General features: G+C 64.1%; 30 protein-coding genes and 1 pseudogene. 18 read left to right on the forward strand and 13 right to left on the reverse strand.

Annotated features, from left to right (window positions below; genetic code table 11):
• Window positions 1-17: 17 nt before the first annotated feature.
• Entirely contained in the window at window positions 18-881 is an 864-nt protein-coding gene (gene folD / locus Atep_RS06385) for a bifunctional methylenetetrahydrofolate dehydrogenase/methenyltetrahydrofolate cyclohydrolase FolD (RefSeq protein WP_213380944.1), read from the reverse strand.
• 140 nt (window positions 882-1,021) lie between these two features.
• Here folD and Atep_RS06390 point away from each other — a divergent pair, with 140 nt between their 5' ends.
• From Atep_RS06390 to Atep_RS06450, 13 genes are all read left to right on the forward strand, one after another.
• Entirely contained in the window at window positions 1,022-1,792 is a 771-nt protein-coding gene (locus Atep_RS06390) for a HesA/MoeB/ThiF family protein (protein ID WP_213381457.1), read from the forward strand.
• A gap of 10 nt (window positions 1,793-1,802) precedes the next feature.
• On the forward strand, window positions 1,803-2,312 hold the full coding sequence (locus tag Atep_RS06395; RefSeq protein WP_236786575.1) for a hypothetical protein: 510 nt from the start codon (window positions 1,803-1,805) through the stop codon (window positions 2,310-2,312).
• Between the two features lie 69 nt (window positions 2,313-2,381).
• Entirely contained in the window at window positions 2,382-3,122 is a 741-nt protein-coding gene (locus tag Atep_RS06400; RefSeq protein WP_213380945.1) for an S-methyl-5'-thioinosine phosphorylase, read from the forward strand.
• A gap of 89 nt (window positions 3,123-3,211) precedes the next feature.
• Window positions 3,212-4,066, forward strand: a complete 855-nt coding sequence (locus tag Atep_RS06405; protein ID WP_213380946.1) for a hypothetical protein — start codon at window positions 3,212-3,214, stop codon at window positions 4,064-4,066.
• A 331-nt stretch (window positions 4,067-4,397) separates the two neighbouring features.
• Window positions 4,398-4,874 carry a ribosome maturation factor RimP gene (gene rimP / locus Atep_RS06410; RefSeq protein WP_213380947.1) on the forward strand — a complete coding sequence of 159 codons (477 nt, stop codon included), beginning with the start codon at window positions 4,398-4,400 and terminating at the stop codon, window positions 4,872-4,874.
• Window positions 4,875-4,923: 49 nt separating this feature from the next.
• Complete coding sequence (nusA, locus tag Atep_RS06415) at window positions 4,924-6,423, forward strand: transcription termination factor NusA (protein WP_213380948.1); 1,500 nt, start codon at window positions 4,924-4,926, stop codon at window positions 6,421-6,423.
• 19 nt (window positions 6,424-6,442) lie between these two features.
• The gene (gene infB / locus Atep_RS06420) at window positions 6,443-9,208 is read left to right on the forward strand and encodes a translation initiation factor IF-2 (RefSeq protein WP_213380950.1); all 2,766 of its coding nucleotides are present in this window, start codon (window positions 6,443-6,445) and stop codon (window positions 9,206-9,208) included.
• Entirely contained in the window at window positions 9,205-9,588 is a 384-nt protein-coding gene (gene rbfA / locus Atep_RS06425; protein ID WP_213380951.1) for a 30S ribosome-binding factor RbfA, read from the forward strand. Before infB ends, rbfA begins: the two co-directional genes overlap by 4 nt.
• A gap of 4 nt (window positions 9,589-9,592) precedes the next feature.
• A complete protein-coding gene (truB, locus tag Atep_RS06430) occupies window positions 9,593-10,510 on the forward strand; it encodes a tRNA pseudouridine(55) synthase TruB (protein WP_213380953.1) in 918 nt (305 codons plus the stop codon).
• A 128-nt stretch (window positions 10,511-10,638) separates the two neighbouring features.
• A complete protein-coding gene (gene rpsO / locus Atep_RS06435; RefSeq protein ID WP_213380955.1) occupies window positions 10,639-10,908 on the forward strand; it encodes a 30S ribosomal protein S15 in 270 nt (89 codons plus the stop codon).
• 208 nt (window positions 10,909-11,116) lie between these two features.
• Window positions 11,117-13,216, forward strand: a complete 2,100-nt coding sequence (pnp, locus tag Atep_RS06440; protein ID WP_213380956.1) for a polyribonucleotide nucleotidyltransferase — start codon at window positions 11,117-11,119, stop codon at window positions 13,214-13,216.
• Window positions 13,217-13,355: 139 nt separating this feature from the next.
• Window positions 13,356-14,831, forward strand: a complete 1,476-nt coding sequence (locus Atep_RS06445) for a circularly permuted type 2 ATP-grasp protein (RefSeq protein WP_213380957.1) — start codon at window positions 13,356-13,358, stop codon at window positions 14,829-14,831.
• Between the two features lie 14 nt (window positions 14,832-14,845).
• Window positions 14,846-15,181 (forward strand): alpha-E domain-containing protein, encoded by a 336-nt coding sequence (locus tag Atep_RS06450; protein ID WP_236786577.1) that lies wholly within the window; start codon window positions 14,846-14,848, stop codon window positions 15,179-15,181.
• 111 nt (window positions 15,182-15,292) lie between these two features.
• Here the strand turns inward: Atep_RS06450 and nikR are convergent, their stop codons facing one another.
• Window positions 15,293-15,715, reverse strand: coding sequence for a nickel-responsive transcriptional regulator NikR (gene nikR, locus Atep_RS06455; protein WP_213380958.1), 423 nt, complete (start codon window positions 15,713-15,715; stop codon window positions 15,293-15,295).
• Between the two features lie 87 nt (window positions 15,716-15,802).
• The gene (locus Atep_RS06460) at window positions 15,803-15,976 is read right to left on the reverse strand and encodes a hypothetical protein (RefSeq protein WP_213380959.1); all 174 of its coding nucleotides are present in this window, start codon (window positions 15,974-15,976) and stop codon (window positions 15,803-15,805) included.
• Between the two features lie 163 nt (window positions 15,977-16,139).
• Here Atep_RS06460 and Atep_RS06465 point away from each other — a divergent pair, with 163 nt between their 5' ends.
• Window positions 16,140-17,825 carry an ATP-binding protein gene (locus Atep_RS06465; RefSeq protein WP_213380960.1) on the forward strand — a complete coding sequence of 562 codons (1,686 nt, stop codon included), beginning with the start codon at window positions 16,140-16,142 and terminating at the stop codon, window positions 17,823-17,825.
• An 8-nt stretch (window positions 17,826-17,833) separates the two neighbouring features.
• The gene (locus Atep_RS06470) at window positions 17,834-18,355 is read left to right on the forward strand and encodes a hypothetical protein (protein ID WP_213380962.1); all 522 of its coding nucleotides are present in this window, start codon (window positions 17,834-17,836) and stop codon (window positions 18,353-18,355) included.
• A 12-nt stretch (window positions 18,356-18,367) separates the two neighbouring features.
• Here Atep_RS06470 and Atep_RS06475 read toward each other — a convergent pair.
• A pseudogene (locus Atep_RS06475) lies at window positions 18,368-18,994 on the reverse strand (phage integrase N-terminal SAM-like domain-containing protein); the annotation flags it as partial.
• Between the two features lie 180 nt (window positions 18,995-19,174).
• On the opposite strand from Atep_RS06475, the gene Atep_RS06480 reads away from it, so the two are divergent.
• The 3 genes from Atep_RS06480 to Atep_RS06490 all read left to right on the forward strand — a co-directional run bounded on the left by Atep_RS06480 (window position 19,175) and on the right by Atep_RS06490 (window position 21,108).
• A complete protein-coding gene (locus tag Atep_RS06480; RefSeq protein ID WP_213380964.1) occupies window positions 19,175-19,693 on the forward strand; it encodes a YdbT family protein in 519 nt (172 codons plus the stop codon).
• Between the two features lie 33 nt (window positions 19,694-19,726).
• The gene (locus Atep_RS06485; protein WP_213380966.1) at window positions 19,727-19,999 is read left to right on the forward strand and encodes a hypothetical protein; all 273 of its coding nucleotides are present in this window, start codon (window positions 19,727-19,729) and stop codon (window positions 19,997-19,999) included.
• 767 nt (window positions 20,000-20,766) lie between these two features.
• Complete coding sequence (locus tag Atep_RS06490; RefSeq protein WP_236786580.1) at window positions 20,767-21,108, forward strand: transposase; 342 nt, start codon at window positions 20,767-20,769, stop codon at window positions 21,106-21,108.
• 30 nt (window positions 21,109-21,138) lie between these two features.
• Here the strand turns inward: Atep_RS06490 and Atep_RS06495 are convergent, their stop codons facing one another.
• The 9 genes from Atep_RS06495 to Atep_RS06535 all read right to left on the reverse strand — a co-directional run bounded on the left by Atep_RS06495 (window position 21,139) and on the right by Atep_RS06535 (window position 26,979).
• Window positions 21,139-21,318 carry a PIN domain-containing protein gene (locus Atep_RS06495; RefSeq protein ID WP_213380967.1) on the reverse strand — a complete coding sequence of 60 codons (180 nt, stop codon included), beginning with the start codon at window positions 21,316-21,318 and terminating at the stop codon, window positions 21,139-21,141.
• The gene (locus Atep_RS06500) at window positions 21,319-21,504 is read right to left on the reverse strand and encodes a hypothetical protein (protein WP_213380968.1); all 186 of its coding nucleotides are present in this window, start codon (window positions 21,502-21,504) and stop codon (window positions 21,319-21,321) included.
• A gap of 223 nt (window positions 21,505-21,727) precedes the next feature.
• Entirely contained in the window at window positions 21,728-21,973 is a 246-nt protein-coding gene (locus Atep_RS17120; RefSeq protein WP_213380970.1) for a DUF2281 domain-containing protein, read from the reverse strand.
• A gap of 603 nt (window positions 21,974-22,576) precedes the next feature.
• On the reverse strand, window positions 22,577-23,329 hold the full coding sequence (locus Atep_RS06510; protein WP_213380972.1) for an energy-coupling factor ABC transporter ATP-binding protein: 753 nt from the start codon (window positions 23,327-23,329) through the stop codon (window positions 22,577-22,579).
• Between the two features lie 43 nt (window positions 23,330-23,372).
• Entirely contained in the window at window positions 23,373-24,146 is a 774-nt protein-coding gene (cbiQ, locus tag Atep_RS06515) for a cobalt ECF transporter T component CbiQ (RefSeq protein ID WP_213380973.1), read from the reverse strand.
• On the reverse strand, window positions 24,143-24,787 hold the full coding sequence (locus Atep_RS06520; protein ID WP_213380975.1) for a hypothetical protein: 645 nt from the start codon (window positions 24,785-24,787) through the stop codon (window positions 24,143-24,145). The genes cbiQ and Atep_RS06520 overlap by 4 nt, the downstream gene beginning before the upstream one ends.
• The gene (cbiM, locus tag Atep_RS06525; RefSeq protein WP_213380977.1) at window positions 24,780-25,400 is read right to left on the reverse strand and encodes a cobalt transporter CbiM; all 621 of its coding nucleotides are present in this window, start codon (window positions 25,398-25,400) and stop codon (window positions 24,780-24,782) included. The genes Atep_RS06520 and cbiM overlap by 8 nt, the downstream gene beginning before the upstream one ends.
• 357 nt (window positions 25,401-25,757) lie before the next feature.
• Complete coding sequence (locus Atep_RS06530; protein WP_213380979.1) at window positions 25,758-26,531, reverse strand: DUF4198 domain-containing protein; 774 nt, start codon at window positions 26,529-26,531, stop codon at window positions 25,758-25,760.
• 85 nt (window positions 26,532-26,616) lie between these two features.
• Window positions 26,617-26,979 (reverse strand): hypothetical protein, encoded by a 363-nt coding sequence (locus Atep_RS06535; RefSeq protein ID WP_213380981.1) that lies wholly within the window; start codon window positions 26,977-26,979, stop codon window positions 26,617-26,619.
• Between the last annotated feature and the right edge of the window lie 10 nt (window positions 26,980-26,989).

The following is a 26,989-nucleotide window of genomic DNA, read 5'->3' on the forward strand; positions in this document are numbered from 1 at the left end:
CTAGCGTCGCCGACGGCTCAAGGCGCACCGTCCGCATGCAGCTCGGCCGCCTGGAGCGTGTTCTCCAGCAGGCTGGCGATGGTCATGGGACCGACCCCGCCCGGCACAGGCGTGATCCAGGACGCGCGCTCGGCACAGGTCGCGAAATCCACGTCGCCGACGAGTTTGCCCTCGGCGGTGCGATTGATCCCGACGTCGATCACGATGGCGCCCTCCTTGATCCAGTCGCCCGGTACGAAGCCGGGCCGCCCGACGGCCGCGACCAGGATGTCGGCCCCCCGGACCTTATCGGCCAGATCACGGGTGCGGCTGTGGCAGATCGTGACCGTGCAGCGCGCCGCGAGCAGTTCCAGCGCCATGGGCCGACCGACGATGTTGGACTGGCCGATGATGACCGCGTCCAGACCGTCCGGCTTTTGGCCCGTGCGCGCCAGCATCGTCATCACCCCCTTGGGCGTACAGGGACGCAGTAGCGGCATACGCAGCACCAGACGCCCGACGTTGTAGGGGTGGAAGCCGTCGACGTCCTTGGTCGGCGCGATGCGCTCGGTGACGGCCGTCTCATCGAGCTGTTCGGGCAGCGGCAGTTGGACCAGGATGCCGTCGATGGCCGGATCGGCGTTGAGCCGGTCGATCAGCGCCATCAGCTCGGCCTGGGACGTGTGCTCCGGCAGCTCGTGCAGTTCCGAATGGAACCCGACCTCGGCGCAGGCACGGCGCTTGTTGCGTACATAGACCTGGGAGGCCGGGTTCCGGCCCACCAGAACAACGGCCAGCCCCGGCGCCCGGCCACGGCCGGCGAGCATCGCGGCGGCGCGCTGTTGGATGGTCTGCTGAATATCGGCGGCGATGGCTTTGCCATCGAGTAGGGCGGCGCTCATGTGATCGACGTGAATCCTGTTGAAAGATGGCCAAAGGCCGAGGGATGCATCATGATAGCGGCTCGCCGTCGACTGTAAACGCCAGCCCCTGATAGCACAAGGGGCTTAAATTTGGAATTGCTGCCATGTTCCGCTCTGAGTTGACCGACGACGACCTGCTGCGCTATAGCCGCCAGATTCTGCTGCCCCAGTTCGGCATCGAAGGCCAGGAACGTCTGCGCGAATCCAGCGTGCTCGTGGTCGGACTCGGCGGACTCGGCTCGCCGGTGGCGCTTTATCTGGCGGCGGCTGGGGTCGGGCGGTTGCTCCTGGCCGACTTCGACCGCGTCGATCCGTCCAATCTGCAACGCCAGATCCTGCACAACACGGATCGCCTCGGTCGGACCAAGGCGGAATCGGCGCGGCAGACGCTCCGGGCGCTTAATCCGAGCGTCGAGCTCGTGACGGTCGAGACCTCGCTCACGCCCGAGACCCTGCCCGAACTGGTCGCCGACGTGGATCTGGTCGTCGATGGCTGCGATAACTTCGCCACCCGCTTTGCCGTCAACGCTGCCTGCCGGGCGGCGTGCGTCCCGCTGGTCTCGGGTGCCGCCATCCGCCTGGAAGGACAGGTGACGGCCTTCAGCGGTCAGCCGGGCGATCCCTGCTATCGCTGCCTCTATCCGGACGAAGGCACCATCGACGAAACCTGTACCGCCAATGGCGTGCTGGCGCCGCTGGTCGGGATCATCGGCAGTATCCAGGCCACCGAGGCGATCAAGATCCTGACCGGACTCGGCACCCCGCTGTTCGGACGCCTGCTCCTGCTCGACGCGGCGCGGATGGAGTGGCGCGAGGTCCGGTTGCGTCCCGATCCCGCCTGCCCGGTCTGTGCCGAATCCGCCGACTCCAGCGTTTCCGCCGCCCCCTGAGGAACCGACCGTGTCCATTCACTGCGACGTCAGCCCGACTGAGATCAAGCAGGCCAACATCCCGCACGAGTTGTTCCTCACCAATATGGTCGGCAACCATATCCTGATGGCGGTGGCGCTCGGCGGGATCTTCGGCAGCGCCCCTTGGGCCATGCTGATCGTGCCGCTCGTCTCCTTCGCCATCCTCAGCTACACGCTCCTTCGCGCACGCCGGTCGCGCCGCTACGATTCCTGGTATGTGATGTGTCACTGGCAGGTGTGCGCGCGCCGTAGCCGGATCTTCATGGCGATGCTCGGGCTGCTGCTGGTGGTGGCGGGGCTGGGCTCGCTGGGCTATGCCAATGGACTCATGATCAAGGAGGCCGCCATCGCGCTGGTGATCGGCATCGGTATCCTGCCGATGATGGTCACGCTCCTGGTGCTGGTCATGATCGAGTCCGACGCACTCTATCACGCCAATCAGGCCAAGCTACCGGCCTGGGTCGTCGCGCGTTTTCCACGTCCGTCCGGCGATCTTTGATCTTTGATGCCGTTTGGTTTCGAGCGCGCTCTCCGGTAAACTCCTGAGCTTTATCAGCAAGGTGGACGCATGGGTCTTCTCGCGATCATCGGCGGCTCGGGATTCACGAGCCTGCCATCTCTGACGGTGCTCGAATCCAAGCCGGTCGAGACGCCCTATGGCGCGACCTCGGCCCCGGTGACGCGCGGCCGGCTCGCCGAGCGCGAAGTGCTGTTCCTGCCGCGTCATGGTCCGTCGCACCATCTGCCGCCGCATCGCATCAACTATCGCGCCAATCTCTGGGCGCTGCGCGCCTCGGGCGCCGATCGTGTCATCGGACTGGCGGCCGTCGGCGGAATCACGCCGAGCTTCGGCCCCTGCGTGCTGGCGGTGCCGGATCAGATCGTCGACTACACCCACGGACGCGAGCACACGATCCACGACGGCATCACGGGCGGTGTCGATCACATCGACTTCACCGAACCCTACTGCGAGTCGCTGCGTCAGGCGCTGATCTCGGCCTGCGGGCGCGTCGGCGAGGCCGTGGTTCCCCACGGAACCTATGCCGCGACTCAGGGTCCGCGTCTGGAGTCGTCCGCCGAGATCCGGCGTCACGAACGGGATGGATGCGACATGGTCGGCATGACCGGTATGCCCGAGGCGGGTCTCGCGCGCGAACTCGACCTCTGCTATGCCGGCCTGGCTTTCGTCGTCAATTGGGCCGCCGGTAAGAGTGGCAACGTCATTACCATGAAGGAGATCGAGGACAATCTGGCCCTGTGCGTCGAGCGGGTGTTGACGGTCCTGGAGGCCGTGGCGGTCGCCGATTGAAGTCTTCAGGGCCGGGACTCGATGGACATTTGGTCCAATCACTGATCGAACATCCACAATGATTCGCCTATTCGCGGGAGTAACGCAGAATGTCTGACTCTGAAGAAAAAAAACCGGCTCGTTCCGGTCTCGGCTGGTTTCCGAAGCTCATCCTCTGGGCGGCGGTCATCGGCTTTGGCTATGTCTATCTCAGTTCGGTCGATCGCGAGGGCGGCGGCACCACAGCTTCGTCCATGCTCGACTCGATCGCCAAGCTGAGCCCGGTCTCGCTGTCGTCGCTGCCGGGCTTCTCCGACAAGGACGAGTCCGCCGCCGAGTCGACCGAAACGGCCCAGGCGGACGCCGCGCCCAAGACCGAAGCCCCAGCCAAGCCGATCGCCCAGACCGAATCGTCCTCCAAGCCCACTGAATCGACCGAGACGCCAAAGGTCGCCGAGGCCCCCAAGCCCGCGCCCCAGCCGCCGGTCAGCTATGCCGCCGCCGCCCTGAAGGCGCCCGCCGAACCCAAGTCCGCTCCGTCGACCCCGGCGCCGGCCGAGACCGCGAAGCCGGCTCCGGCCCCGGTCGCCCCTGCTGTTTCGTCGCCCGTCGAACAGCCAGCCTCAGCTCCGGTTGCAGCGGCCCCCAAGGCGCCGGCTGCGGCTCAACCCGAGCCGATGTCGCCGCCGCCCGCCATGTCTGCTCCGAGCGAGCGTGCCCCCATGACGCGGATGCCGGCCAACGAATGGGCCGCTCAGCGTGAGCAGCAACGCGCCGAGATGATGGCTCAGTACGAAGCCATGCGTCGCGAGGCCGACGAGCGGATGCGCCAGTACTGGGGCCGGATGCGTGAGGTCATGCCCATGCCGGCGATGCCTTACGGCCATCCGGGTTATGCCCCAGGCTACGCGCCCGGTTATGCACCGGGCTATGCGCCTGGCGTCTATGGCCCTCCGGTGCGCTGATTCGACTGCTTCACCGTGGTGCCCGCCCTGGGCGCCCGGTGACGTCGGCAGGCCGCAACCGCCTGTCGAGGCATGGCACGATCCCCGGCTTCGAGCCTGCGTGAACGTGCCGTTTCCTCGACGTGCGCCTTGAAATCGCCTGAATTGGGGTGTATAGTTTCGCTTCTTAAGGAACAGGCGGATCCGGTAACACAGAATCGTCGTCATGAGACCCCGTTACGGGGTTTTTTATCGCTCGCGAAAAACGGCGCCGATCAGCCGTCCGGACGGCTTGGGCAGGGTTATGAAGTTGGGCCTATGGCCCAATTTTTGTTTCTACGGGGCGCACAGTATGCAACCGGCCGATAGCCAACTCACACTTCTGGCACGACGTGTCGTCGAGCCTCTGGGCTACGAGCTGGTTGGCGTCGAGTATTTTCAAAAGGGCGGCGGAGCCACGCTGCGGGTCTACATCGACCACGAGCGCGGCATCACCCTGGACGACTGCACGGCGGTCAGCCATCAGTTGAGCGGCGTACTGGATGTCGAGGATCCGATCTCGGATCAGTACGACCTGGAAGTCTCCTCGCCCGGCCTGGATCGCCCCCTGGTGTTCCCCGAACATTTCGAGCGCTTCGCCGGAAGCCGTGTCCGTGTGCGTCTGAGCGAGAAGGTCGAGGGACGGCGCAAGCTGGAAGGCGTCCTCCTGGGACTGGCGCCGGGCGGCATCGCACTGCGCGCCGAGGAGCGCGACTGGGAGATCCCCTTGACGAGCATCGACTCGGCCCGTCTGATCCCCGACTTCCGGGCGCGCCCGGATTCGCACTGACACCCGTCGTTTTTCACTCTGGCCGCAGTTCAAGCTGGATATTGGTGGAATGAGCAAAGAGATCCTGAATGTCGTTGAAGCCGTCTCCAACGAGAAGGACGTCCCCGAAGGCGTGATCTTCGAGGCGATCGAGGCGGCGCTCGCCTCGGCGACCCGCAAGAAGCATGGCGGCGAGATCGACGTGCGCGTGTCCATCGATCGCAAGACCGGCAACTATCGCTCCTTCCGGCGCTGGGAGATCGTCCCCGATCCCGAAAGCGGCATGCTGGAGGCGCCGTCGCGCCAGATCACCGCCTCGGCGGCGGCCATCCTGGAGCCGGATCTGAACATCGGCGATTTCATGGAGGAAGAGATCGAATCCGAATTCTTCGGCCGTATCGCCGCCCAGACCGCCAAGCAGGTCATCTTGCAGAAGGTGCGCGATGCCGAGCGCGCCAAGATCGTCGACGCCTTCGCCGCGCGCCGGGGTCAGCTCGTCACCGGCATCGTCAAGAAGGCCGAACGCGGCACCATCCTGCTCGATCTGGGCAACAACGCTGAGGCGCTCATCCCGCGCGATCACGTCATCCCACGCGAATCCGTGCGTCCGGGCGATCGTCTGCGCGGCTATCTCTATGATGTGCGTTCAGAGCCGAAAGGACCGCAGCTCTTCGTCAGCCGTACCGCGCCCGAGCTCCTGATCGAACTCTTCAAGCTCGAAGTGCCCGAGGTCGGCGAGGGGCTGATCGAGATCCTGGGCGCGGCGCGCGATCCGGGCGTGCGCGCCAAGATCGCGGTGCGCACCCGCGACCCGCGCATCGATCCGGTCGGAGCCTGTGTCGGCATGCGCGGCTCGCGCGTGCAGGCCGTCTCCAACGAACTCAACGGCGAGCGCGTCGACATCATCCTCTGGGACGAGAACCCGGCGCAGTTCGTCATCAATGCCATGTCGCCGGCGGACGTCGTCTCCATCGTCATCGACGAGGAGGCGCGCAGCATGGATGTCGCCGTCAAGGAAGAGAATCTGGCCCAGGCCATCGGCCGTTTCGGTCAGAACGTCCGGCTCGCGACCCAGCTCAGCGGCTGGGAGCTGAACGTCATGAACGAGAAGGACGCCGCCGCCAAGAGCGAGCAGGAAGCGCGCCGTTCGGCACAGGTGTTCATGGATCAGTTGGGCATCGACGAGGGGCTGGCCATGCTCCTGGTCGAGGAAGGTTTTTCGAGCGTCGACGAAGTGGCCTATGTGCCGCTGGAGGAGATGCGCGCCATCGATGAGCTCGACGAAGAGACCATCGAGCTACTGCGCGAGCGCGCCAGCGACGTCCTGGTCACGCGCGCCATCGCCACCGAGGAAGTCGACGAAGTGGGTGGGCTGAGTCTGTCGGCGCTGGAGGGCATGGACGAGACACTCGTCGCGGTGCTCGCCGAGCGCGGTATCGAGACCCTGGACGATCTCGCCGACCTGGCGGTCGACGACCTCATGGAGATCGAGGGCATGGACGAAGAGCGGGCCGCCCGTTTGATCATGCAGGCGCGCGAGCCGATGTTCGCGAATGCCCCAGAGGAATAGAGGTACAAAGGGTCAGTCCATGAGTGAAGTCACGGTCAAGCAACTCGCCTCAACGGTCGGCATTCCGGTCGAGCGACTCCTAACCCAGTTGAAGGACGCCGGTATCAGCGCCGGTGATGCGGATTTCAAGCTGACGGAGCAGGAAAAGGTCCAACTGCTCGCCTATCTGCGCCGCAGTCACGGCAAGGGCGAGGCCGACGGCGGCCCCGATCAGGTCACGATCAAGCGCAAGTCGGTCAGCGAACTGCGTGTTCCGCCGGCGGCCGCGCCGCGTAGCAATACGCCGAATTCGCGTCCGGCTCCGGCGGGGCGCGGCGGCGGCAAGACGGTGAGCGTCGAAGTCCGACGCAAGCGCACCTATGTCAAGCGCGTCGACGAGCCAGGTACAGGCGGCACGCCTGCACCGAAGCGGCAATCCAATGATCGCAGCCGCGCCGGACGCGAGCGCGCGGCGGCCACCAGCGCCGTGATCGATGAGTCACGGCGGCGCGCGGCTCTGGAAGCGATGCGCGCCGAGCAGGAAGCGCGTCGTCTCGCCGACCAGGAAGAGCAGGAGCGCCGCGCCCGCGAGGAAGAAGCGCGTCTAGAGGAAGAGCGCCGTCAGGCCGCCGAGGCACGCCGTCGCGCCGAGGAAGAAGCACGCCGGCAGGCCGAGCGCGAGGCCGCCGAGCTTCAGGCGCGCGGTGTGACCGAAGACGTCGACGTCGAGGTGACGGCTGAGGCCGACGAAGCCCAGGCCGAGACCGAGACGCCCGCGCGTCGCGCCGAAGCGGCCAAGCCGAAGAAGACCGCGAAGAAGGTCTTCGAGCCGGTCGAGAAAGAGAAGGAAAAAGACCGTCCGGCCAAGAAGGTCGGGCGCAAGGAGGCCGCACCGGTGCGTGTCCGTGATATCGCGGTCGCCGGACGTGGCGAGTATGAAGACATCGACGGTCCCGGCGGCGGTCGCGGTCCGCGTCGGCGCAAGAAGTCCTCCAAGCCGCAGCTCCAGGACAAGCATGCCTTCCAGAAGCCCACGGCCCCGGTCGTGCGTGAGGTCGAGATCCCGGAGGCCATCACGGTCGCCGAGCTGGCCAATCGTATGTCGGTCAAGGCATCCGTGGTCGTCAAGGAGCTGTTCAAGCAGGGCATGATGGTCACCATCAACCAGAACCTCGATCGCGACACGGCGATCCTGGTGGTCGAGGAGATGGGCCACAAGGCCGTCGTCGCCGACGAGCGCGACGCCGAAGGCACGCTGCTCGACGAGATGCAGGAGCAGGAGGGCCAGTTCGAGGCCCTGCCGCGTCCGCCCGTCGTCACCATCATGGGCCACGTCGACCACGGCAAGACCTCGCTGCTCGACTACATCCGCCGCACCCGTGTGGCTTCGGGCGAGGCCGGCGGCATCACGCAACACATCGGCGCCTATCACGTCGAGACCGACAAGGGCACGGTGTCCTTCCTCGACACCCCAGGTCACGCAGCCTTCTCGGCCATGCGTGCGCGTGGCGCCAAGGTGACGGACATCGTCATCCTGGTGGTCGCGGCCGACGACGGCGTCATGCCGCAGACGGTCGAGGCGATCCAGCATGCGCGCGCCGCCGGCGTGCCGCTGATCGTGGCCATCAACAAGATGGACAAGCCCGAGGCCAACCCCGACAAGGTGATGCAGGAACTCACCAAGTACGAGGTGCTGACCGAGGAATGGGGCGGCGACACCATGATGGTCAAGGTCTCGGCCAAGGCCGGTCTCGGTATCGACGAGCTGCTCGACGCCATCCTGCTCCAGGCCGAGGTGCTCGAACTCAAGGCTCCGGTCGAGGGTCCGGCGCGCGGCGCCATCGTCGAATCCAGTCTCGACAAGGGACGCGGTCCGGTGGCGACGGTGCTGGTGCAGTCCGGCACGCTCCGGCGCGGTGACATCATCGTCTCGGGTGGTGAATACGGTCGTGTGCGCGCCATGTTCGACGAGTCGGGCGCGCCGGTCGAATCGGCCGGTCCCTCGATCCCGGTGCAGGTGCTGGGTCTGTCGGGCACGCCGAACGCCGGTGACGACGTCATCACGGTCAGCGACGAGCGTCGTGCCCGTGAGGTCGCCGAGTTCCGCGCCGCCCGGTCGCGTCAGAGCCGTTTCGACGAGCAGCGCGGCGTGAGTCTCGACCAGCTCTTCACCCAGCTCAAGGACGGCGAGCAGAAGGCGGTCAACCTCATCCTCAAGGCCGATGTGCAGGGCAGTCTGGAAGCACTGCGCGAGAGTCTGCTCAAGCTCACCAACGACGAGGTCAAGGTCGCCATCGTCGCCTCGGGCGTGGGCGGGATCACCGAATCCGACGCCAACCTGGCCGTCACCTCGAATGCGATCCTGCTCGGCTTCAACGTCCGTGCCGATGCCGCTGCGCGTCGCGTGGTCGAGGAAAAGGGTCTGGATCTGCGTTACTACAGCATCATCTACGAGCTGATCGACGAGGTGAAGCAGGCGATCTCGGGTCTCTTGAGTCCGATCGTCACCGAGGAGATCATCGGCCTCGCGGAAGTGCGCGATGTGTTCCGGTCCTCGAAGTTCGGTGCGGTGGCCGGTTGTATGGTGGTCGAGGGCGTCATCAAGCGTAACAACCCGATCCGCGTGCTGCGCAACAATGTCGTGGTCTACGAGGGCGCGCTCGAATCGCTGCGTCGCTTCAAGGACGACGTGGCCGAGGTCAAGCACGGCATGGAATGCGGTATCGGCGTGAAGAACTACAACGACGTGCAGCCCGGCGACCAGATCGAGGTCTTCGAGCGTACCGAGAAGGCCCGTGTCCTGTGAACGAACGTGAATTCGACCGCACCGAGCGTATCGGCGCCGAGATGAAGCGCGCACTGGCGGTGCTGGTGCGCGATCAGGTCAAGGATCCGCGTCTGGCCAACATCACGGTGCACGAGGTGCGGGTGACGCGCGATCTGGCCCATGCCAAGGTCTATTTCACCTGCTTCCCCAGCGACGAGGACACGCAGGCGCAGGAGCGGTTGCTCAACAAGCAGCTCGCCGGTTTCCTGCGCCATGCGCTGGCGCAAGAGGTGCGGTTGCGGGCCATGCCGCAACTGCACTTCATCCACGACGAATCGATCGCAAAGGGCGAGCATCTGTCGAGCCTGATCGAACAGGCCGTCGCTCAGGAGCGGCCCGCGACTGAAGAGGAGCACTGAGATCATGGGACGCCGCCGTAATTCGGGACGCCCCGTGACCGGGATCCTGCTGTTGGACAAGCCGCTGGGCCTGTCTTCGAACGAGGCCCTGCAACGGGTCAAGCGCTATTATCGCGCCGCCAAGGCGGGGCATACCGGGAGTCTGGACCCCTTGGCGACCGGGCTGCTGCCCTGTTGTCTGGGCGATTCGACCAAGTTTTCGGCCTTCCTGCTGGATGCCGACAAACGCTATCGGGTGCGTGTGCGTCTGGGCGAGACCACGGCCACGGGCGATGCCGAAGGCGAGGTGCTGGAGCGCGCGCCGGTCGACGGCGTGACCGAGGTGCGTCTGCGCGAGGTGCTGTCAGGCTTCCTTGGTCCCATCGATCAGTTGCCGCCCATGTATTCGGCGGTCAAGCATCAGGGGCAGCGGCTCTATGAGCTGGCGCGTCAGGGTCTGGAAGTCGAGCGCCAGACGCGCCGTATCGAGATCCATGCGCTCGAACTGCTGTCGATGGAACTGCCCGAGATCGAACTCGACGTGCACTGTTCCAAGGGCACCTATGTTCGTACCCTAGCCGAGGACATCGGTCGCGAACTCGGCTGCGGCGCCCATGTGAGCGCCCTGCGTCGGACCGGCGTCGGCCACTATGCCGAGCCGGATGTGACCTTCGTCACCGGCGAGCAGATCGCCGCACTGGCCGAAGCCGAGGATTTCGCCGCGCTCGACGCCCTGCTGCTGCCGCTCGACAGCGCGCTCGGGCACTGTCCGGCACTGAAGCTCTCGGCGGATACGGCCTTCTATCTCGGGCAGGGACAGGCGGTGCTGGTGCCCCAGGCGCCGACCGAGGGTCTGGTCCGGCTCTACGACCCTTCATCGCATTTCCTGGGTGTCGGCGAGATCCGCGACGACGGGAAAGTCCAGCCCAAGCGTTTGATTTGATTCGTTCGGTTCCATGTTCGACCTGATGGAAACATCCCTGAAGTCATTGTTGGGGATGATCGCGACGGGATGACCCGTCCGACGCAGGTCTTTATTTTCGTGCTTCAACCATTTCGAGGAGATTTCCAATGACAATGACCGCTGCCGACAAGAAGAAGGTCGTCGACGAATACGCGCGCAGCGAGCGCGACACCGGCTCGCCCGAGGTGCAGGTCGCGCTGCTGACCGCACGCATCCAGCAGTTGACCGACCACTTCAAGGAGCACACCCACGACCATCACTCGCGTCGTGGCCTGGTACGCATGGTCAATTCGCGGCGTAAACTGCTCGACTATCTCAAGCGCAAGGATCTGGACCGCTATCGCGATCTGATCGCGCGCCTGGGTCTGCGTCGCTAAGTCTCCGCGTCGCACCCCGGCGAACGGGTGGTCGGCCGCCGGTCGCTCGTTCGTCCGCTCCCGGTGCGTCCAGCGCGACGCGCGGCGAACCGACACCCTCCGCGCGGCCATCTCCGTTCGCACCGGCCCGAGCCGCAGGTTTGGAGTGCCCAGGGTCCGTCGCGCCGGCGGCCCAAACACCCGAGCCAAACATCCAGAGGATTTATCTGTGATTCCCACCCCCATCGTTAAAGAGTTCCAATTCGGCAAGCAGACCGTCAGGCTGGAAACCGGCGAGATCGCGCGCCAGGCCGATGGTGCCGTCCTGATCGACATGGACGACACCGTGGTCCTCGTGACGGTCGTGGTCGACAAGCGGCCGGGCGCGGAGCGCGACTTCCTGCCCCTGACGGTCGAGTATCAGGAAAAGACCTATGCCGCCGGACGCATCCCAGGCGGCTTTTTTCGGCGCGAGGGCCGTCCGAGCGAGGGCGAGATCCTCACAGCGCGTCTGATCGACCGTCCGATCCGCCCGCTGTTCGCCAAGGGTTTCTGCAACGAGGTGCAGATCATCGCCACCGTCAAGTCGCTGAACCCTTCGGTCAATCCCGAGGTTCCGGCGCTGATCGGTGCGTCCGCCGCGCTCGCGCTCTCGGGCGTACCCTTCAACGGCCCGATCGCCGCCGCGCGCGTCGGCTACAAGAACGGTGAATACATCCTCAATCCAGCGGTGATCGGCCTGGGGCCGGACTCGGATCTGGATCTGGTGGTCGCCGGGACGGACAAGGCCGTGCTCATGGTCGAGTCCGAGGCGCGTGGGCTATCGGAAGACGTCATGCTCGGCGCGGTGCTCTTCGGGCACGAGCAGATGCAGGTCGCGATCCAGGCGATCCGCGAGCTGGCCGCCGTGGCCGGCAAGCCGGCGATGGACTGGACGCCGCATGTCATCGATCCGGCGCTGACCGAGCAGGTGCGCGCGGCCGGTGGCGAGGCGATTGCCGCCGCCTACCGCATCAAGGAAAAGCAGGCGCGTTATACCGCGCTCGGTACGGCGCGCACCGCCATCATCGAACAACTGTGCGCCGTCGAGACGCCCGCCTGGACCGAAGCTCAGGTCAAGGCGGCCATCGAGGCACTGGAGTCGACCACGGTGCGCGAGTCGATCCTGGCCGGCGAGCCGCGCATCGACGGGCGCGACACCAAGACCGTGCGTCCGATCACCATCCGCACCGGCGTGCTGCCGCGCACCCACGGCTCGGCGCTCTTCACGCGCGGCGAGACCCAGGCGATGGTCATCACCACGCTCGGTACCGAGCGCGACTCGCAGATCATCGATGCGCTGGAAGGCGAGCGGCGTGAGCACTTCATGCTGCATTACAACTTCCCGCCCTTCTGCGTCGGCGAGATCGGCCGTGTCGGCAGCCCCAAGCGGCGCGAGATCGGTCACGGACGTCTGGCCAAGCGTGGCGTGCTGGCGGTGATGCCGAGCATCGAAGAGTTCCCCTATTCGGTGCGCGTGGTCTCCGAGATCACCGAGTCCAACGGCTCCAGCTCGATGGCCAGCGTCTGCGGCACCAGTCTGGCGCTGATGGACGCGGGCGTGCCGATCAAGGCGCCGGTCGCCGGTGTCGCCATGGGTCTGATCAAGGAAGGCGAGCGCTTCGCGGTCCTCACCGACATCATGGGTGACGAAGACCACCTGGGCGACATGGACTTCAAGGTGGCGGGTACCGCCACCGGCATCAATGCGCTCCAGATGGACATCAAGATCGAGGGCATCACGCGCGAGATCATGGAGATCGCCTTGGCTCAGGCCAAGGAAGGACGGCTGCATATCCTCGGCGAGATGAACAAGGTCATCGACTCGCATCGCGTCGAGATGTCCGAGCACGCCCCGCGCATCATCGAGATGAAGATCCATCCCGAGAAGATCCGCGACGTCATCGGCAAGGGCGGCTCGGTCATCCGCGCCATCACCGAGGAGACGGGTGCGACCATCGACATCAACGACGATGGCGTGGTCAAGATCTTCTCCGTGGTCAAGGCCGCCGGCGAGGAGGCCAAGCGCCGCATCCGTCTGATCACCGCCGATGTCGAGGTGGGCAAGGTCTACGAGGGCAAGGTCGCGCGTCTGATGGACTTCGGCGCCTTCGTCACCATCCTGCCCGGACGCGATGGGTTGGTGCACATCTCGCAGATCTGCGAGGAGCGCGTGCAGTCGGTCAGCGACAAGCTCAAGGAAGGCGACGTGGTGCGCGTCAAGGTGCTGGAGGTCGATAAGCAGGGCCGTATCCGTCTGAGCATGAAGGCGGTCGAACCGGGCGAATAAGACCGGCCGTACCAGTGCCGAGCGTCGGCCCGTCGGGTCGACGCCGAACGATCCGAACCGCGTATCGAGTCTTCATGCGCGGTTTGTTTTTTGCTTGGTAACTTGGTGCAACAGGCCATGTCGTGGGAGCCGGGACACCATGCTGAGACAATTCCAAGCCGTTGGCGCCAGTGGGTCGGACGCTCGCGCGGAGCGTCCGGCCACGCCCTATCACGAGTTCTATCGCGACGACTTCCAGCCGCGCGAGCACTATGTCCCGCTGTGGGAGCACATCCAGCGTGCCGGCCAGCGCGGACTGGCCCTCAAGGCACGCGAGGCCCATCTGGCGCTCCATAACGAAGGGGTCACGTTCACCCTGTATTCGGATCAGGAGCCGGGGATCGAACGGGTTCGGCCCTTCGATATCCTGCCGCGTCTGGTGACGGCCGGGGAATGGACGCCGATCGAGGCCGGTCTCAAGCAGCGCATCCGCGCGCTCGACCGCTTCATCCACGATGTCTATCACGAGCAGTCCATCCTCAAGGACGGCGTGGTGCCGCCCGAACTCATCTATCGCGGCCGTGATCTCTGTCGCGACATCCTCGACGTCGACCCGCCGGGCGGTGTCTACATCCATATCAGCGGCGTCGACCTGATCCGTGACGAGAGCGGGCGCTATCTGGTGCTGGAGGACAATCTGCGCACCCCGTCCGGCGTCTCCTACATGATCGAGAACCGGCTGATCGAGCGCCGTATCCTGCCCGAGTTCTTCCAGCGCTATCGGGTGCGGCCGGTCGAGCACTATCCCGAGCGGCTGCTCCAGCGGCTCAGACGGCTCTCGCCGCGCGGCGCGGCGGACGCCGTGGTGGTGGTCCTGACCCCAGGGATCTTCAACTCCGCCTATTTCGAGCACAGTTTCCTCGCCCGCGAGATGGGCGTGGAGCTGGCCGAGGGGCGCGATCTGGTCTGTCGCAACGATCGGGTCTATCTCAAGACCACGCTCGGACTGCGTCAGGTCGACGTCATCTACCGGCGTCTCGACGACGATTATCTGGACCCGCTGGTCTTCCGGCCCGACTCGCTGCTCGGGGTGCCGGGGATCATCCGCGCCTGGCGGGCCGGCAACGTGGCCCTGGTCAATGCCCCAGGCACCGGGATCGCCGACGACAAGGCGGTCTATGCCCATGTGTCCGACATCATCCGCTACTATCTGGGCGAGGAGCCGATCCTGCCGAGCGTGCCGACCTATCAGATGACCGATCCGCAGGACCGCGACTATGTGCTCGACAACCTGGAGCGCATGGTGATCAAGGCCGTCTCCGAGTCGGGCGGGCACGAGATGCTGATGGGACCGACCTCGACGGCCGGCCAGCGCGACGACTTCACGCGCCGCATCCAGGCCGATCCGCGCCGCTACATCGCCCAGCCCGTGATCCAGCTCTCGCGCCACATCTGCTGTCTGGACGGCGAGCTGGAATCGCGTCATCTGGATCTGCGCCCCTTCGTGCTCCACGGCGGCGACGAGATCGAGGTCATCCCCGGCGGTCTGACCCGCGTGGCCCTGACCAAGGGGTCGCTGGTGGTCAATTCCTCGCAGGGCGGGGGCAGCAAGGACACCTGGGTACTGGCCGACTGACGGGAGCCATGCGGATGCTGAGTCGAATCGCCGAATCGCTCTACTGGATGGCCCCCCATCTGGAACGGGCCGACAACACCGCGCGGGTGCTGGACATCAATGTCGTCCACCGGCTGGCGGCCGAGGAGGGACTGACCGAGGAGGGTCAATGGCTGCCGCTGCTGACCATCCTGGGCGCCGACGACCGCTATGCCGAGACCTACCCGGACGGTCGGGTGAGTGTGCCGCGCGTCATCCGGTTGCTGACCCAGGCCGAGACCAATCCCGGCAGCATCCTCAACTGTCTGCGTCTGGCGCGCGAGAGGACATCATCGCCCAGGGGTTGCATGAGTATCTGGATGTCTTCCTGACCGCCTTGCCGGATCTGAGCGACGCCCTGACGCGGGATTATTTCAATCACGAGGTGTGATGGGGCTGGGCGTGATGCACGCTCATGGTGCACGAAGTCGCTGGAAACCGGGTCAATGCTCGACTTTGGACGCGCGCGTCAATTCGGCGAAGCGCACGCCGCGCAGTCCGCCGATCTCCAGACTGAGCCGTTCGATCTCGGCGGGCATCCCGCGGATGATGATGGTCTCCAGACAGTTATGATGGTCCAGATGGACATGGGTCGTGGCCACCACATGGATGTACTGACGATGCTGGATGTCCAGGATCTGCTGGGTCAGCTCGCGCTGATGATGGTCGTAGACGATGGTCAGCACCCCGGCGACCTCGGTGTCGCCGCGCTCCCAGGTCTCCTCGACGATCCGTTCACGGATCAGGTCGCGTACCAGTTCGGAGCGCGAGGCATAGCCCTTGTTCACCAGACGCCGATCGAGCTCGTCGAGCAGCGTCTTGGGGAGCGAGACGGTGAAGCGGATGGTTGACTCGGTGCTCGACATCGGCGGGTCCGGGGCGTTGATCCAGGACGAAGGATACCAGTCCGGACACGGCCCTTGAACCCGGATGTCGGTTCATGACCGATCGCGTCAGCGGTTCGACTGCGCCAGCGTTTGGTGGGTCTCGGTCCCGGTGGTCCGGACCTCGGCCGTTGGCGTGCGTGCCGGCGCGGTCGTCGAGTGACCGTCGGCAGTTGCCAGAACCGCTGTCTGCACGCCACCGACCAGAACGGCAATCGCGGCGAGAATTCCAAGAGCGCCCATGATACGACTCCTACAGGGTGGTTGTTTGTGTTAGTTTTATAATATAAGAATATTCTAATTTTTCAAGCCCAAAAACGTCCGAGCCGTTCGTTGGGGCGAGACGTGTCGGTGCCAAGCGCGCGATAATCGGTCATAGTCCAAGTCAAATGGAATCCAGTCGCCAATGTCCACGCCAGATCCCACGCTCATCGGCCGCGTCATCGACATCCAGGGCGGACGCCTGATCGCCACGCTCTTTCCGTCCGAGGACGGTTTCCCCTCAGCCAAGACGCTGGAAGACGAGTCGCTCCCGGTCGGCCAGTTGGGGAGCCTGGTGGAGGTCCGGGACCGGGCCGGACACATCCTCGCCGAGATCGCGCGCAGCCACGAAAAGGCCGTCGGTACGCGCACCGTCCAGGGCGAGGCCAACGCGACTCCGCGTCAGGTCACGGTGCGCGAGCGGCGGCTGGAGCTGACCGCGCTCGGCGAGATCAACGGCGACGGCCGGCTCGAACCCGGCGTGAGCCGCTATCCGGTGGTCGGCGCGACCGTGCATCTGATTCCCACCTCGCGCTTGGCGATCCTGCTGGCGCGCAAGACTCAGGTCGCGCTGGAACTGGGCCGGCTGTCGGTGCGTTCGGCACTCAAGGCGACCTTGGAACCCACAGCCCTGTTCGGGCGCCATCTGGCCATCCTCGGCCAGTCAGGCTCGGGTAAGTCCTGGACGCTCTCCAGTCTGATGCAGCGCGTGGTCAAGACCATGCCGCACTCGCACATCGTCCTGCTCGACCTGCATGGCGAATACGGCTGGAAACGCCCCGACGGCACGACCGAAGGCATCTTTCCGCCCGGCACGGCGCGCTATCTCGACGCGCGCGAGCTGGAGATCCCCTATTGGCTGCTGACCTATTCGGAGCTGGTCGATCTCTTCATCGACCGCGCGGACGTCAATGCCTCGCTCCAGATCGCCTTTCTGCGCGAGACCGTCTATGCCCTGCGCAAGCAGTCCAATCAGCACGCCGGGATCGATCGGCTCTCGGTCGACTCGCCGGTCTATTTCCCGATCGACGAGCTGTATCAGCGCTTCAAGAAGGCCAACGAGGAGAAGCTGGAGTTCGGCAAGGTCAAGGGACCGCTGTTCGGCGCCTTCGACGACTTCCTGGTGCGCTTCCTCTCGCTCTACAACGACGGGCGCTACGACTTCTTCATGCATCCGCGCAAGAACAAGAGTTCGGCCAGTCTGGAGGGGCTGTTGCGCGACTTCGTCGGGCTGGGCGAGCCCAAGCGTCAGGTGACGGTGATCGACCTCAGTCCGGTCCCGGTCGATCTGCGCCCGGTGATCTCGGCCCAGATCGGCCGGCTGGCCTATGAGTTCAATTACTGGAATCCGCGTCGGCACGAATTTCCGCTGCTGCTGGTGTGCGAGGAGGCGCATCAGTACATCCCGCGCGAGTCCGACACCCGCTTCGTCGGGACGCGCCGGTCGATGGAGCGTATCGCCAAGGAGGGGCGCAAGTACGGCGTCACGCTCTGCATCGTCAGCCAGCGTCCGACCGAGCTGTCGGAGACCGTGCTGGCGCAGTGCGGCAACTATCTCTGTCTGCGCATCTCCAACGCCGACGACCAGGAGTACGTGCGTCGTCTACTGCCCGAGGGGGCAAAGAATCTCGCCGACCGGCTCGCCTCGCTGCGTCGCGGTGAAGTCCTGGCGGTGGGCGATGCCGCGCTGCTGCCCACGCGCATCCAGGTCGACCGTCCCGATCCGCCGCCTTCGAGCAGTGACGCGCCCTTCTCCCAGAGCTGGATGCAGGGACCGGAGGATCTGGACGTCAACGACATCATCGATCGCTGGTGGCGGCAGGTGCGGTGAGCGGTGCCGTGAACAACGAAAACGGCCGTCGTCGGGTCCGGCTCCGGGTGGGGCTGGGGGCGGCTCTGGGATTCGGCGCGATCCTCATCATCGTCCGGGCTGTCTGGCCGGTGCTGTATCCGCCTGTGTCGCAGGTCGCGTCGCTCGATCCGCGCTGCGATCTGCGGGCCGGACCCTGTGAGTCGCGTTTCGGCGGCGGTGGCCGGGTGCGCTTCGGGATCGAGCCGCGGACCCTTCCGGTGGCCGCGCCGCTGCGGCTCGAAGTCGAACTCTCGGGACTGGCGGCCGAAGCGGTCGAGGTCGATTTCGTCGGCGTCGAGATGTACATGGGCTTCAACCGCGTAGCGCTGGAATCGCTCGGCGATGGGCGCTATGCCGGGCATGGCATGATTCCGGTCTGTACGAGTGGGCGTATGACCTGGGAGGCGCGCGTGCTGATCCACACCCCGGATGGATTGCTGGCCGCGCCCTTTCGGTTCGAGAGTGCGCCGCAGGTGCTGCTGCAAGGGTTCCTCCAAACGCGACGGTAGCGGCACCACCCGATCTTTCTGTCCCTTGCCGTCGCGCACGACGATTTGATGATAGTGGAAGTCGATATCCTGCACGCGGAGCCGCACGCACTCCATCAACCGCATTCCGGTGCCATACAGTAGCGCGGCCATCAAGTGTGGAGTTCCCGCGAGGCCGGCCAACAGTCGTCCGACCTCCGAGCGTTCCAGCACGACGGGTAGTCGCTTCGGTCGCTTGGCGCGAGCGAAATCCCCAAGCGCGTCCAATGACTGTCCAAGCACCTGTTTGTACAGAAACACCAGGGCGTTCAATGCCTGGCTCTGGGTGCTGGCCGAGACCTGACCACGCACCGCCGGGTCTTCGAGAAAATCCCGGAGGCGGTCGGCGCCGACCTCGCTTGGATCGCGGTGATCGCAAAACAGAATGAAGCGGCACACCCAGGCTTCATACGCCTGCTCGGTGCGGATCGAATAGTGTCGGCGCCGGATTTCCGCTACCAGACTCAGACGCTTGTCTGGGAAGGCCGCCAGATACGCCTCCGCGCGGCGGACATGCCACCGAAGCGCGTTTTCCTTGACGCCGGACTGACGGGCTCTGGCAATGAAGTGGTCCCAAAAACGCTCCTTGGCGGCGTTTTCTGTTGCTTGATGTTCAGGCATGTGCTATGAACTGGATTCACAGACAGAGCGTGTGGATTCGGTTTAGCGTTGCTTGGGCGGTTTGACCTAGCCTTGCGAGTTAGGCAGAGTCTATGCTAACGGTGCTAGGCGGAATCTGTCTAGCACGCCGGACCAACATTCTGTCTATTTAACTGTTGGGCGCCATAGGACCCCCAGACAATGGAGGAGATCTTCTCGTATCAGTTCCACTCCGAGTCTACGGTCCGCCTGATCTTCGGTGGTCTAACCGTTGTCGGAGTTGGTCTTGGAACCTTGTTTTGGATCGATTTCCGCAGGCGTTCTTCCCGGTCGTGGCGTATCGCAGGCGTGCTTGTCATGATTGCCGGGTTGCTACTTGGAGCGATCTTCGGCTACCGGGCGACCCAGCCGGAGTACTTCAAAAGACTTGCGGCAGACAATGATGGGTTGGCTCTTGAATACTACCTCTTCAGCGAGGACGTCTTTCTTCGCTGGGATACCGTCAACAGCATTACTGTCCGAGAGAACCGCTTGATTGTCGACGGTGGTGCGCTAGGGACATATCGTAGCTCGGTCGTGTACCGCGGCGATCAGGACAGATTGCTGGGTGTGCTCGCATGCTTCTTGCCCGAAGGTGGCCCTCAAGAGCATGGTGGAGCCGCTCAGTGCCAAACCGCCCAACAAGAGCATGCAGCGGACGGCGCTTCGCGCCGCCGCTGATGTTGAACGTTAGGCAGCAACAATGGGGGCAATATGAAAAGAAATCTGATCGCGGCAACTGTTGGTATAGTTTTTTCCTTGATTCATTTTCAAGCTAATTCGGAAACCTATAGCGCACAGCATGAACAAGTGAAACAACATTTCCTAAGCAATGAAGAGAAAACAACAAAAGATGCAATCTGGACCGCAAGCGATATATTCAAGGTTGGTGTAATCGACGATGGAAGTCGAAGAGACGGATACGCGGATTATGTATGCCAAGTGCTTTATGACTACGGCTTCAAAGGGAAAAAGGTTCCTGATTAGTTACGAAGCTCAGCACATTCACGCTTACTGTAATTCATTGTTTTTATGAAATTATTTTCAGCCATCTGAGTTTGTGCCAGGTACGCTGGTCGTCTGCGCTGACTTGGAGGCCGCGCTTAGGTGGTCAGAGATTGACCGGGCAAGAGAAAACAAAAACTTGGCCTGAGAGTTCTCGCACCGCAGTGCTGAGCTTCGTAACTAATCAGGAAAAGGTTTGGGTCCAGGTTGTTGATATTGTAAAGCTCTCTCGAAACGGAAAGTGGGTTAAATTGGGTGAGTCACGATGCCAGTAGCGCCTAACAAGTCGCTCAAGCCGACCCAGCGCGGCCAGCGCCGTGGGTAAAATCAAGCGTCGTGCCGCGCGCTGGTCGGCTTACCTTAGTCGTTATCGCGCTGAGCAAAGCTCGGCGTATCTTGCAGGGTGAAAGCCCCTGTCGGGTAAGGGCTAGTACCGCGCACTTGGAGTTTTCGGGATAATCGCCCATCACTCTCCCACGGTCTGATTGTGAGTTGCTCCCCATGGCCCGTCCTGCCCCGTTGATTGAACTGCCCCCTGAACCATGCACCGTCCTGAAAGGTCCGGCGCGAAGCCGCGAAACGGCCCACAGCCTGGTGCAGCGGGCGCAGATCGTGCGGCGTGCCGCCGAGGAGAACGCAGCAAAGCGATTGGACAGGCGCTGGGACTCAATGAAGACGCGGTCGGGCCGTGGCGACGGCGTTGGGTCGAGGCCCAGGAGCGGCTCGCCGCTCTGACGGGCCCGCGTCTGGTGGCGGCGATCAAGGAGGTGCTGTCCGACCGCCCGCGTTGCGGCGCCCCGGGTGAGTTCACGCCTGAGAAAACCGGGATCCTCCAGAGCATGGCCTCCCGGGCCGCCTTTCTCCAGGATCCCCCCCATCGCATCCGCTTTGTTTATACCCCCAAGCCCTGTTCCCGGCTCAATCAGGTCGAGATCCGGTTCGGTATCCTCACCCGTCGGTTGCTCAAGCGCGGGCGCTTCGCCTCCACCGACGACCTCAAGCAACGGCTCCTTGAGTTCATCGATTTCTTCAACCAGACCCTCGCCAAGCCGTTTCGCCGGACCTACATCGGCAAGCCGCTGATGGAATAAAATTGTCCAGTCAACTTAAGGTGCGAAGTACTAGGCCACCGAGTCCGGAATGATCAGGGGAATCGGGGTGCGTACATCCTTGCGATAGATCCGAAAATCGCTGTCCAGGGTCAGCACTGGGCTGGTGTCGAACGACTGGGCCATGATGACCAGGCAGGCATCCGCCAGCGACATGGGCACATCGGCATACTTGTGCATCAGGGTCGCCACCTATTCCATCTCGGCGGCCAGGGTGAAGGGCAGTGCGACCAGTCCAATCCGGCACTGTCGTAGTACCCATTCGGGATCGCCACCCGCGCGCTGCACCAGGAAACAGGCTTCCGAGATGACGGCCTCGCAGGTCAGGAGCGGTGGCGTGATGGTGGCTAACTGCCGACGGGTCCAGTCATGCCCCACTGGTCGCGGGCATTGAGTAAGGCGACCAGCCCTTTTAAGGTGCAAAAATACAACATTTATAATCAATAAGTTGCAGAGCACGACCTGACTCAGTTAGCGCAATGCGCGCCCTATTGATGCTGTAAGTCGCTGAAAGATTTGCAACTTTTTCGAACACTTTATGAGCACCTTAAAAGGGCTGGTAAGGCGACTAACGGGCCTGTATCCAGGATAACCTGCCGCTTCATACGCCGTAGTCCTGGAGATGGCGCGGGTTTGTGGACAAATCCGCCGGTGCGTCTTGGAGACATCCGACCAAGCCGCCGTTCTGAGCCAGTTCCAGGCAGGAGGCTGGGGCACCAGCGTGGCTGGCTGATGGGCTGGACTGAGTATGGCGGGTTTCGAGGAACTCGATGAAGTCCAGCACCTCGCGCTGTATGTTCGGGGGGAGGCGTTGGGTGTGAAGGTGGATTTGCTCTAGGATGGTCATCGTGTGTTTCTCTATCCAGGCGGATCAGGAGTGATACTTTAGCCGGAACGCGATACTCCGGTACGCCGGAGGATTTCATTTTCGTACTTGAACTGCCACCCGTGATGATGCATCACGCGAAATCGTCCCGGCGCTTGCGAGCACAAATCGATTAGCCTTCCGCGTTTGTGTATCTGAGGTCTGCCAGAAAAGCGTGCTGCCGTTCTGATCCATCTCTAGGATCACATAGCTTCCGATCTGGAGCATCAGTCCAAGGTGATCAGACGTCGCTCCAACCCCTGCGGAAAACTCACCAAAACTCGACTTTGGCCATTTTTAGCCCTGGTGGGAGGGCAGAGCGACGCCTCAACCGATGGTGATAGAGTGGATGGCTGTAGCGGCAGATGACCAGAGACGCTATCGTCTGATGTCGATCCAAATGCCCGTGATGCCCGCTCATGAGCCATCCGCCGTACCTGAATTGTATCGATTTTGCAGCCGTTTGCCTGCCTGTTTACAAACCGACATGGGATCTAGGTGCCAGTGTTACTGGCGGGATGGCTTGTAATGGACGCCGGCTCGGGATCGCTTAAACCAGAGCCGCATTTGAACCGCAAGGAAGGCTCAGTGCGGATGTCTGTGTTCCAGGCCGGTGTGTGGACCGATCAGTTCGTCCGCTGAGTGCGGATGGCTGTGTCGATGCGCATGGGCATGGCTGTGCAGGATGGCGTCCACGAGCCGGCCCTCGACGAGCCGGACCGCCCGTGTCGCCAGTCGCGCCAGGAACGGCCAGTCGTGCGAGACCAGGATCATGGCCTGTTCCAGTCCATCCAGATGGGCGATGAGCCGCTCGGCGGTCGCCTCGTCCAGGCCGTTGGTCGGCTCGTCGAGCAGCAGCACCTCGGGACGCATCGCCAGCACGGTCGCGAGCGCGACCAGTCGTTTCTCGCCCGCCGACAACCGGTAGGTGATGCGCTCGGCGAAGTCGGCGAGTCCCAGATGTTCGAGCGTCTCCAGGGCGTCGGTGCGCGCCTGTTCGGGCGAGCGACCCAGGTTCAGGGGACCGAAGGCGACGTCCTCCAGCACCGTCGGGCAAAAGAGCTGATCGTCCGAGTCCTGGAACAGCAGTCCGACTCGTGCTCGTACTTGGTGGAAGTCGCGCTCGCCGGCGCGTTCGCACCCGAAGGCGAGGATCCGGCCCGCACTGGGACGCTTGAGTCCGACCAGCAGATGCAGGAGCGTCGTCTTGCCCGCGCCGTTGGAGCCGATCAGGGCGACCCGATCGCCTGGATCGAGCCTGAAGTCCAGTTCGCGCAGGACGGTTCGGTCGTGATAGTCGAAACGGACTCGTTGCAGCTCGATCAGAGGCGTCGTCATGGAAGGCGGATGGCGGTGATGAGGGTGGTTGCGCAAGCGGCCATCATACGCCCGGCAGGCCCAAGCCGTGATCCAGCCAAGCCAAAGCGCCCAGCAGTGTCATCAGACCGAGCGCGGCGAGCGTGTCGCCCGGCTGCCAGTGCGGTGTGTCGAGCCGATACAGCCGCCCCCGAAAGCCGCGACAGCGCATGGCGTCCATCAGACGCTCGGCGCGCGCGAGACTGCGCACCAGCAACATTCCCATCAGCCAGCCATAGGCGCGCCAGGTGTGACGGTCGGTACGCGGCACGAAGGCGCGTGCGCGCATGGCCTGACGCAGCCGGATGAACTCGGCGTGGATGAGATGGATCTGGCGGACCGTCATCAACAGCAGATGCGTCAGCTTGTCCGGCACGCCGAGCCGTCCCAGTGCCTGACCGAGCGCCACGGGTTCGAGCGTCCCGACCAGGGCCATGAGCGCGAGCACCACGGCATTGGCCTTGAGCAGGATCATCAGGGCCAGATCACGCCCGACCGTGCTCGCGCGCAGTGGGCCGAGTTCGAACCAGGACGCACCCGGCGTGGTGAAGGGCAGGGTCAGCAGCACGATGAGCATGAAGCCTTCCAGGGCCGGCAGACGCCGGACCAGATCGCGTGCCTTCAGTCCGGCGGCAAGTGCCAGACCGAGCGCCAGCCCCAGGGCCGTCGTCGTGCTGCCGGGATGATCGAGTCCGACCGTGATCAGTGCGAAGGCGAGCGCCGCACCGACACGCAGACGCGGATCGCGTGCGACCATCCAACCCGAACCGGCGAGATTGGGGATGGGCGCAGCGGTCACGCGCGCTCGCCCGCGCGACGACTACGCCACCAGAGGGCCAGTCCGGTCAGGCCCAGGATGTAGCCGATCCCACCCAGGATATCCTGGAAGCGGACACGCTCCTCGAGGGCATTCAATCGCTCGGCGAGCGGGTGCGTCTGACGGGCCAGTGCCTGCTCGATGGCACCGATCAGCACCGGGTCGAAGGTTTGGTGAGCGACTGAGTCATGGTCGAGCGGAACCTGTGGTGCGGGGATGTCCGCCGGCGGCTGAGTCCGAGTCGGAGGCGGCCCCGAGTCTTCACCCGGACTGTCTGCGGGCGGGGTGGTGGTCGGCGAAAACGCGCCTTGCAGTGTCTCACCCGCGATCGTCCATTGGGCGCCGTGCCCATCCCCCGTGCGTGCGACCAGCCGATGCTCGACCGGCGCGAGTGCGCGATAGGCGAAGCTCCCGTCGTCCGCCGGTGTCAATTCGGCGAGCACGCGGCCCTCGCTGTCCTGGACCTCGACCCTGGCACCGCCCGCCCCGGCACCGCCGACGAAATAGGCCCGGCCCCGAATCCAGTCGCCCTCGGTTTGGGCGAAGACCTTGAGCTTGTGAGCCAGGGCCGGTTGGCTCATCAGCGCCAGGAGCAGCAACCAGACGGAAGATGTTCTAGACATGCGTGCTCGCTCCAGTCGACAGCCTCTCGGGCGCAACCCGTTGCAGAAAACCGACGATGGTGGCCGTCACCAGTCCCTCGACCAGGGCCAGTGGCGGATAGGTCAACAGCAGCACCTGAGCCGCCGGTCGGAAGGGTTCGCCACTCAGGGCCAGGGTCGCGGCCACCAGCCCACCCGTCAGCATCACCCCCAGGAAGCCGGCCGCGAAGCCGATCCAGGCCCGACGCGCCGGACGCACACGCCCCAGCGCCGGAGCCAGTACCCAGGCGCAGACGAGCGCCGGCAGCGCCATGTTCAGGGTATTGACGCCCAGCACCAGCGGTCCGCCGAAGCCGAAGAAGGCCGCCTGGAGCGCGAGCGCGACCAGGATCGCCGGCACTGCCGTCCAGCCGAGCAGCAGTCCCATGAGCCCATTGAGCAGCAGATGGACGCTGGTCGGCCCGAGCGGGACACTGATGAGCGAGGAGACGAAGAACGCCGCCGAGAGCACGGCGGCGCGGGGCAGATGATCATAGTCGAGCCGGCGCAGTGCCACGGTCAGCAGACCGACCGACACCAGCCCGCCGGTGATCAGGACGGGCGCCGTGAGCACGCCATCGGGGATATGGGCCAAGCGTCGCTGTTCCTAAAAACCTAAACAAAGTTGCTTATGGTGGTTTTTAAGTGATTCGCTCTCCGTTGATAGCGCCCTGGTGGGCGAGCAACTGGAGTCCGGGTTGAGCAGTCCCAACCGAATAGCCGGTCAACACCGGCAACATGGGCCGTGTCAGCCGTCGAAACCCAGCTTGCGCCATAAAAATTGCCTCGGCGTTCATCCTGAACAGAGAACAACCTTGCGATTCGACGTTGACCCTGACCATGGGGCGTGAAACCTTCACGCTTGTAGATAACCTATCTACAGTGAAAAATTCTGATGAAAAATGAAGAAAAAAAATCAAGAACTGTTTTTTGCTCCGCCGTTCCGGTCGGCTTATTTCATGTCGCGCGTATGGACCCAGATGAGCGCACCGGCCTCGACCGGAACCTCCTCGCCCTCCGGATTCTTCATCGGCCGTTCGCCTTCCAGCAGCGCGGCGAAGCCCCACCAGCCCGCGCGCGGCATGGCATAGGCGAAGACACCCTGCGCATCGGCCTTGACGACCTGGGTGACGAAGGCATCGGCCGGGGCCGTCACTGAGCCGTCGTTACGCCACTCGACCTCGACCTCGGCGAAGGGTACGGGCCGGCCGTTGCGCTTGACGACACCGCGGAAGAGATTGCCGGTCCAGAGCCCATAGGGCCGGGTCAGGGGCGTGATCTCGACCGGGAAGCCGACCTCGGCGTCCCAGCCCTCGCCGCCGCCGAAGCCGTCGACCACGACCTTGGTGTAATGCACGATCATGAGTCCTTCCGCCGCTTCCCAATACGGGGCGGGTTCGACGAAGAAGACATGATCGCCGGGTTGCCGGATCCGGTAGCGCGCACTATAGGCCGGTTGGTCGTCCTGGGTGCGTGGCGTCAGGCTCGCCAGCAGATCCTCGCGCCCGGCCGGCGTCAGGACGCCGAACTGGACCGGCCGGCCCATGGCCATGGCCGGGCCGCGTTCCATCGGATGGGTGAAGGTCAGATCCAGGGTGATTTCGCTCGCGCTCGGATCCGTCACCAGATCCATGGACGGAATGAGCTCCTGGAAATGGGCCTGAGCACCCAGGGTGCCGAAGAGCGTGAGCCATGCGAGACGGCGGAGCGGACTGAGGTGTCGCATGAGTGATCGCCCGGATGCTGTCGATGGAGTATGAAGGGATTTTGATTCTTCACACTTCAGACTGTCAAGCCGGCCTCGTCATCCGTCATCCAAGATCCGAGAGCGTCGAGCTGTTTCCCTGACCCGCCTCGATCGCGATACGCCGGCGCAACTGATCGATCTGGTCGCCGAGGTCACGGAGTACGCCGATTTGCTCGCGCAGATAGTCGACCTCTTCTTGCATTTGCATGAGGCGCATACTGCCCTGGGCACGCTCACGGCGGTTGCGCAGTTCGGCGAGCGCCTCCTTCAGTTCCTTCGAGCCCGGATCCTTGCGCACGAATGGCTGGGAGACGGGCGTCTTGGCACGATCGAGCGTCGAATCGGATTTCTTGCCATAGACGCGATCGAGGATGGCATCCAGGTCGCTATCGAAATGAGCACTGGTCTTCTGGAACTGTTTGGCCATGGCTGAGATC

The organism is Allochromatium tepidum, from assembly GCF_018409545.1.
Classification (GTDB): domain Bacteria; phylum Pseudomonadota; class Gammaproteobacteria; order Chromatiales; family Chromatiaceae; genus Thermochromatium; species Thermochromatium tepidum_A.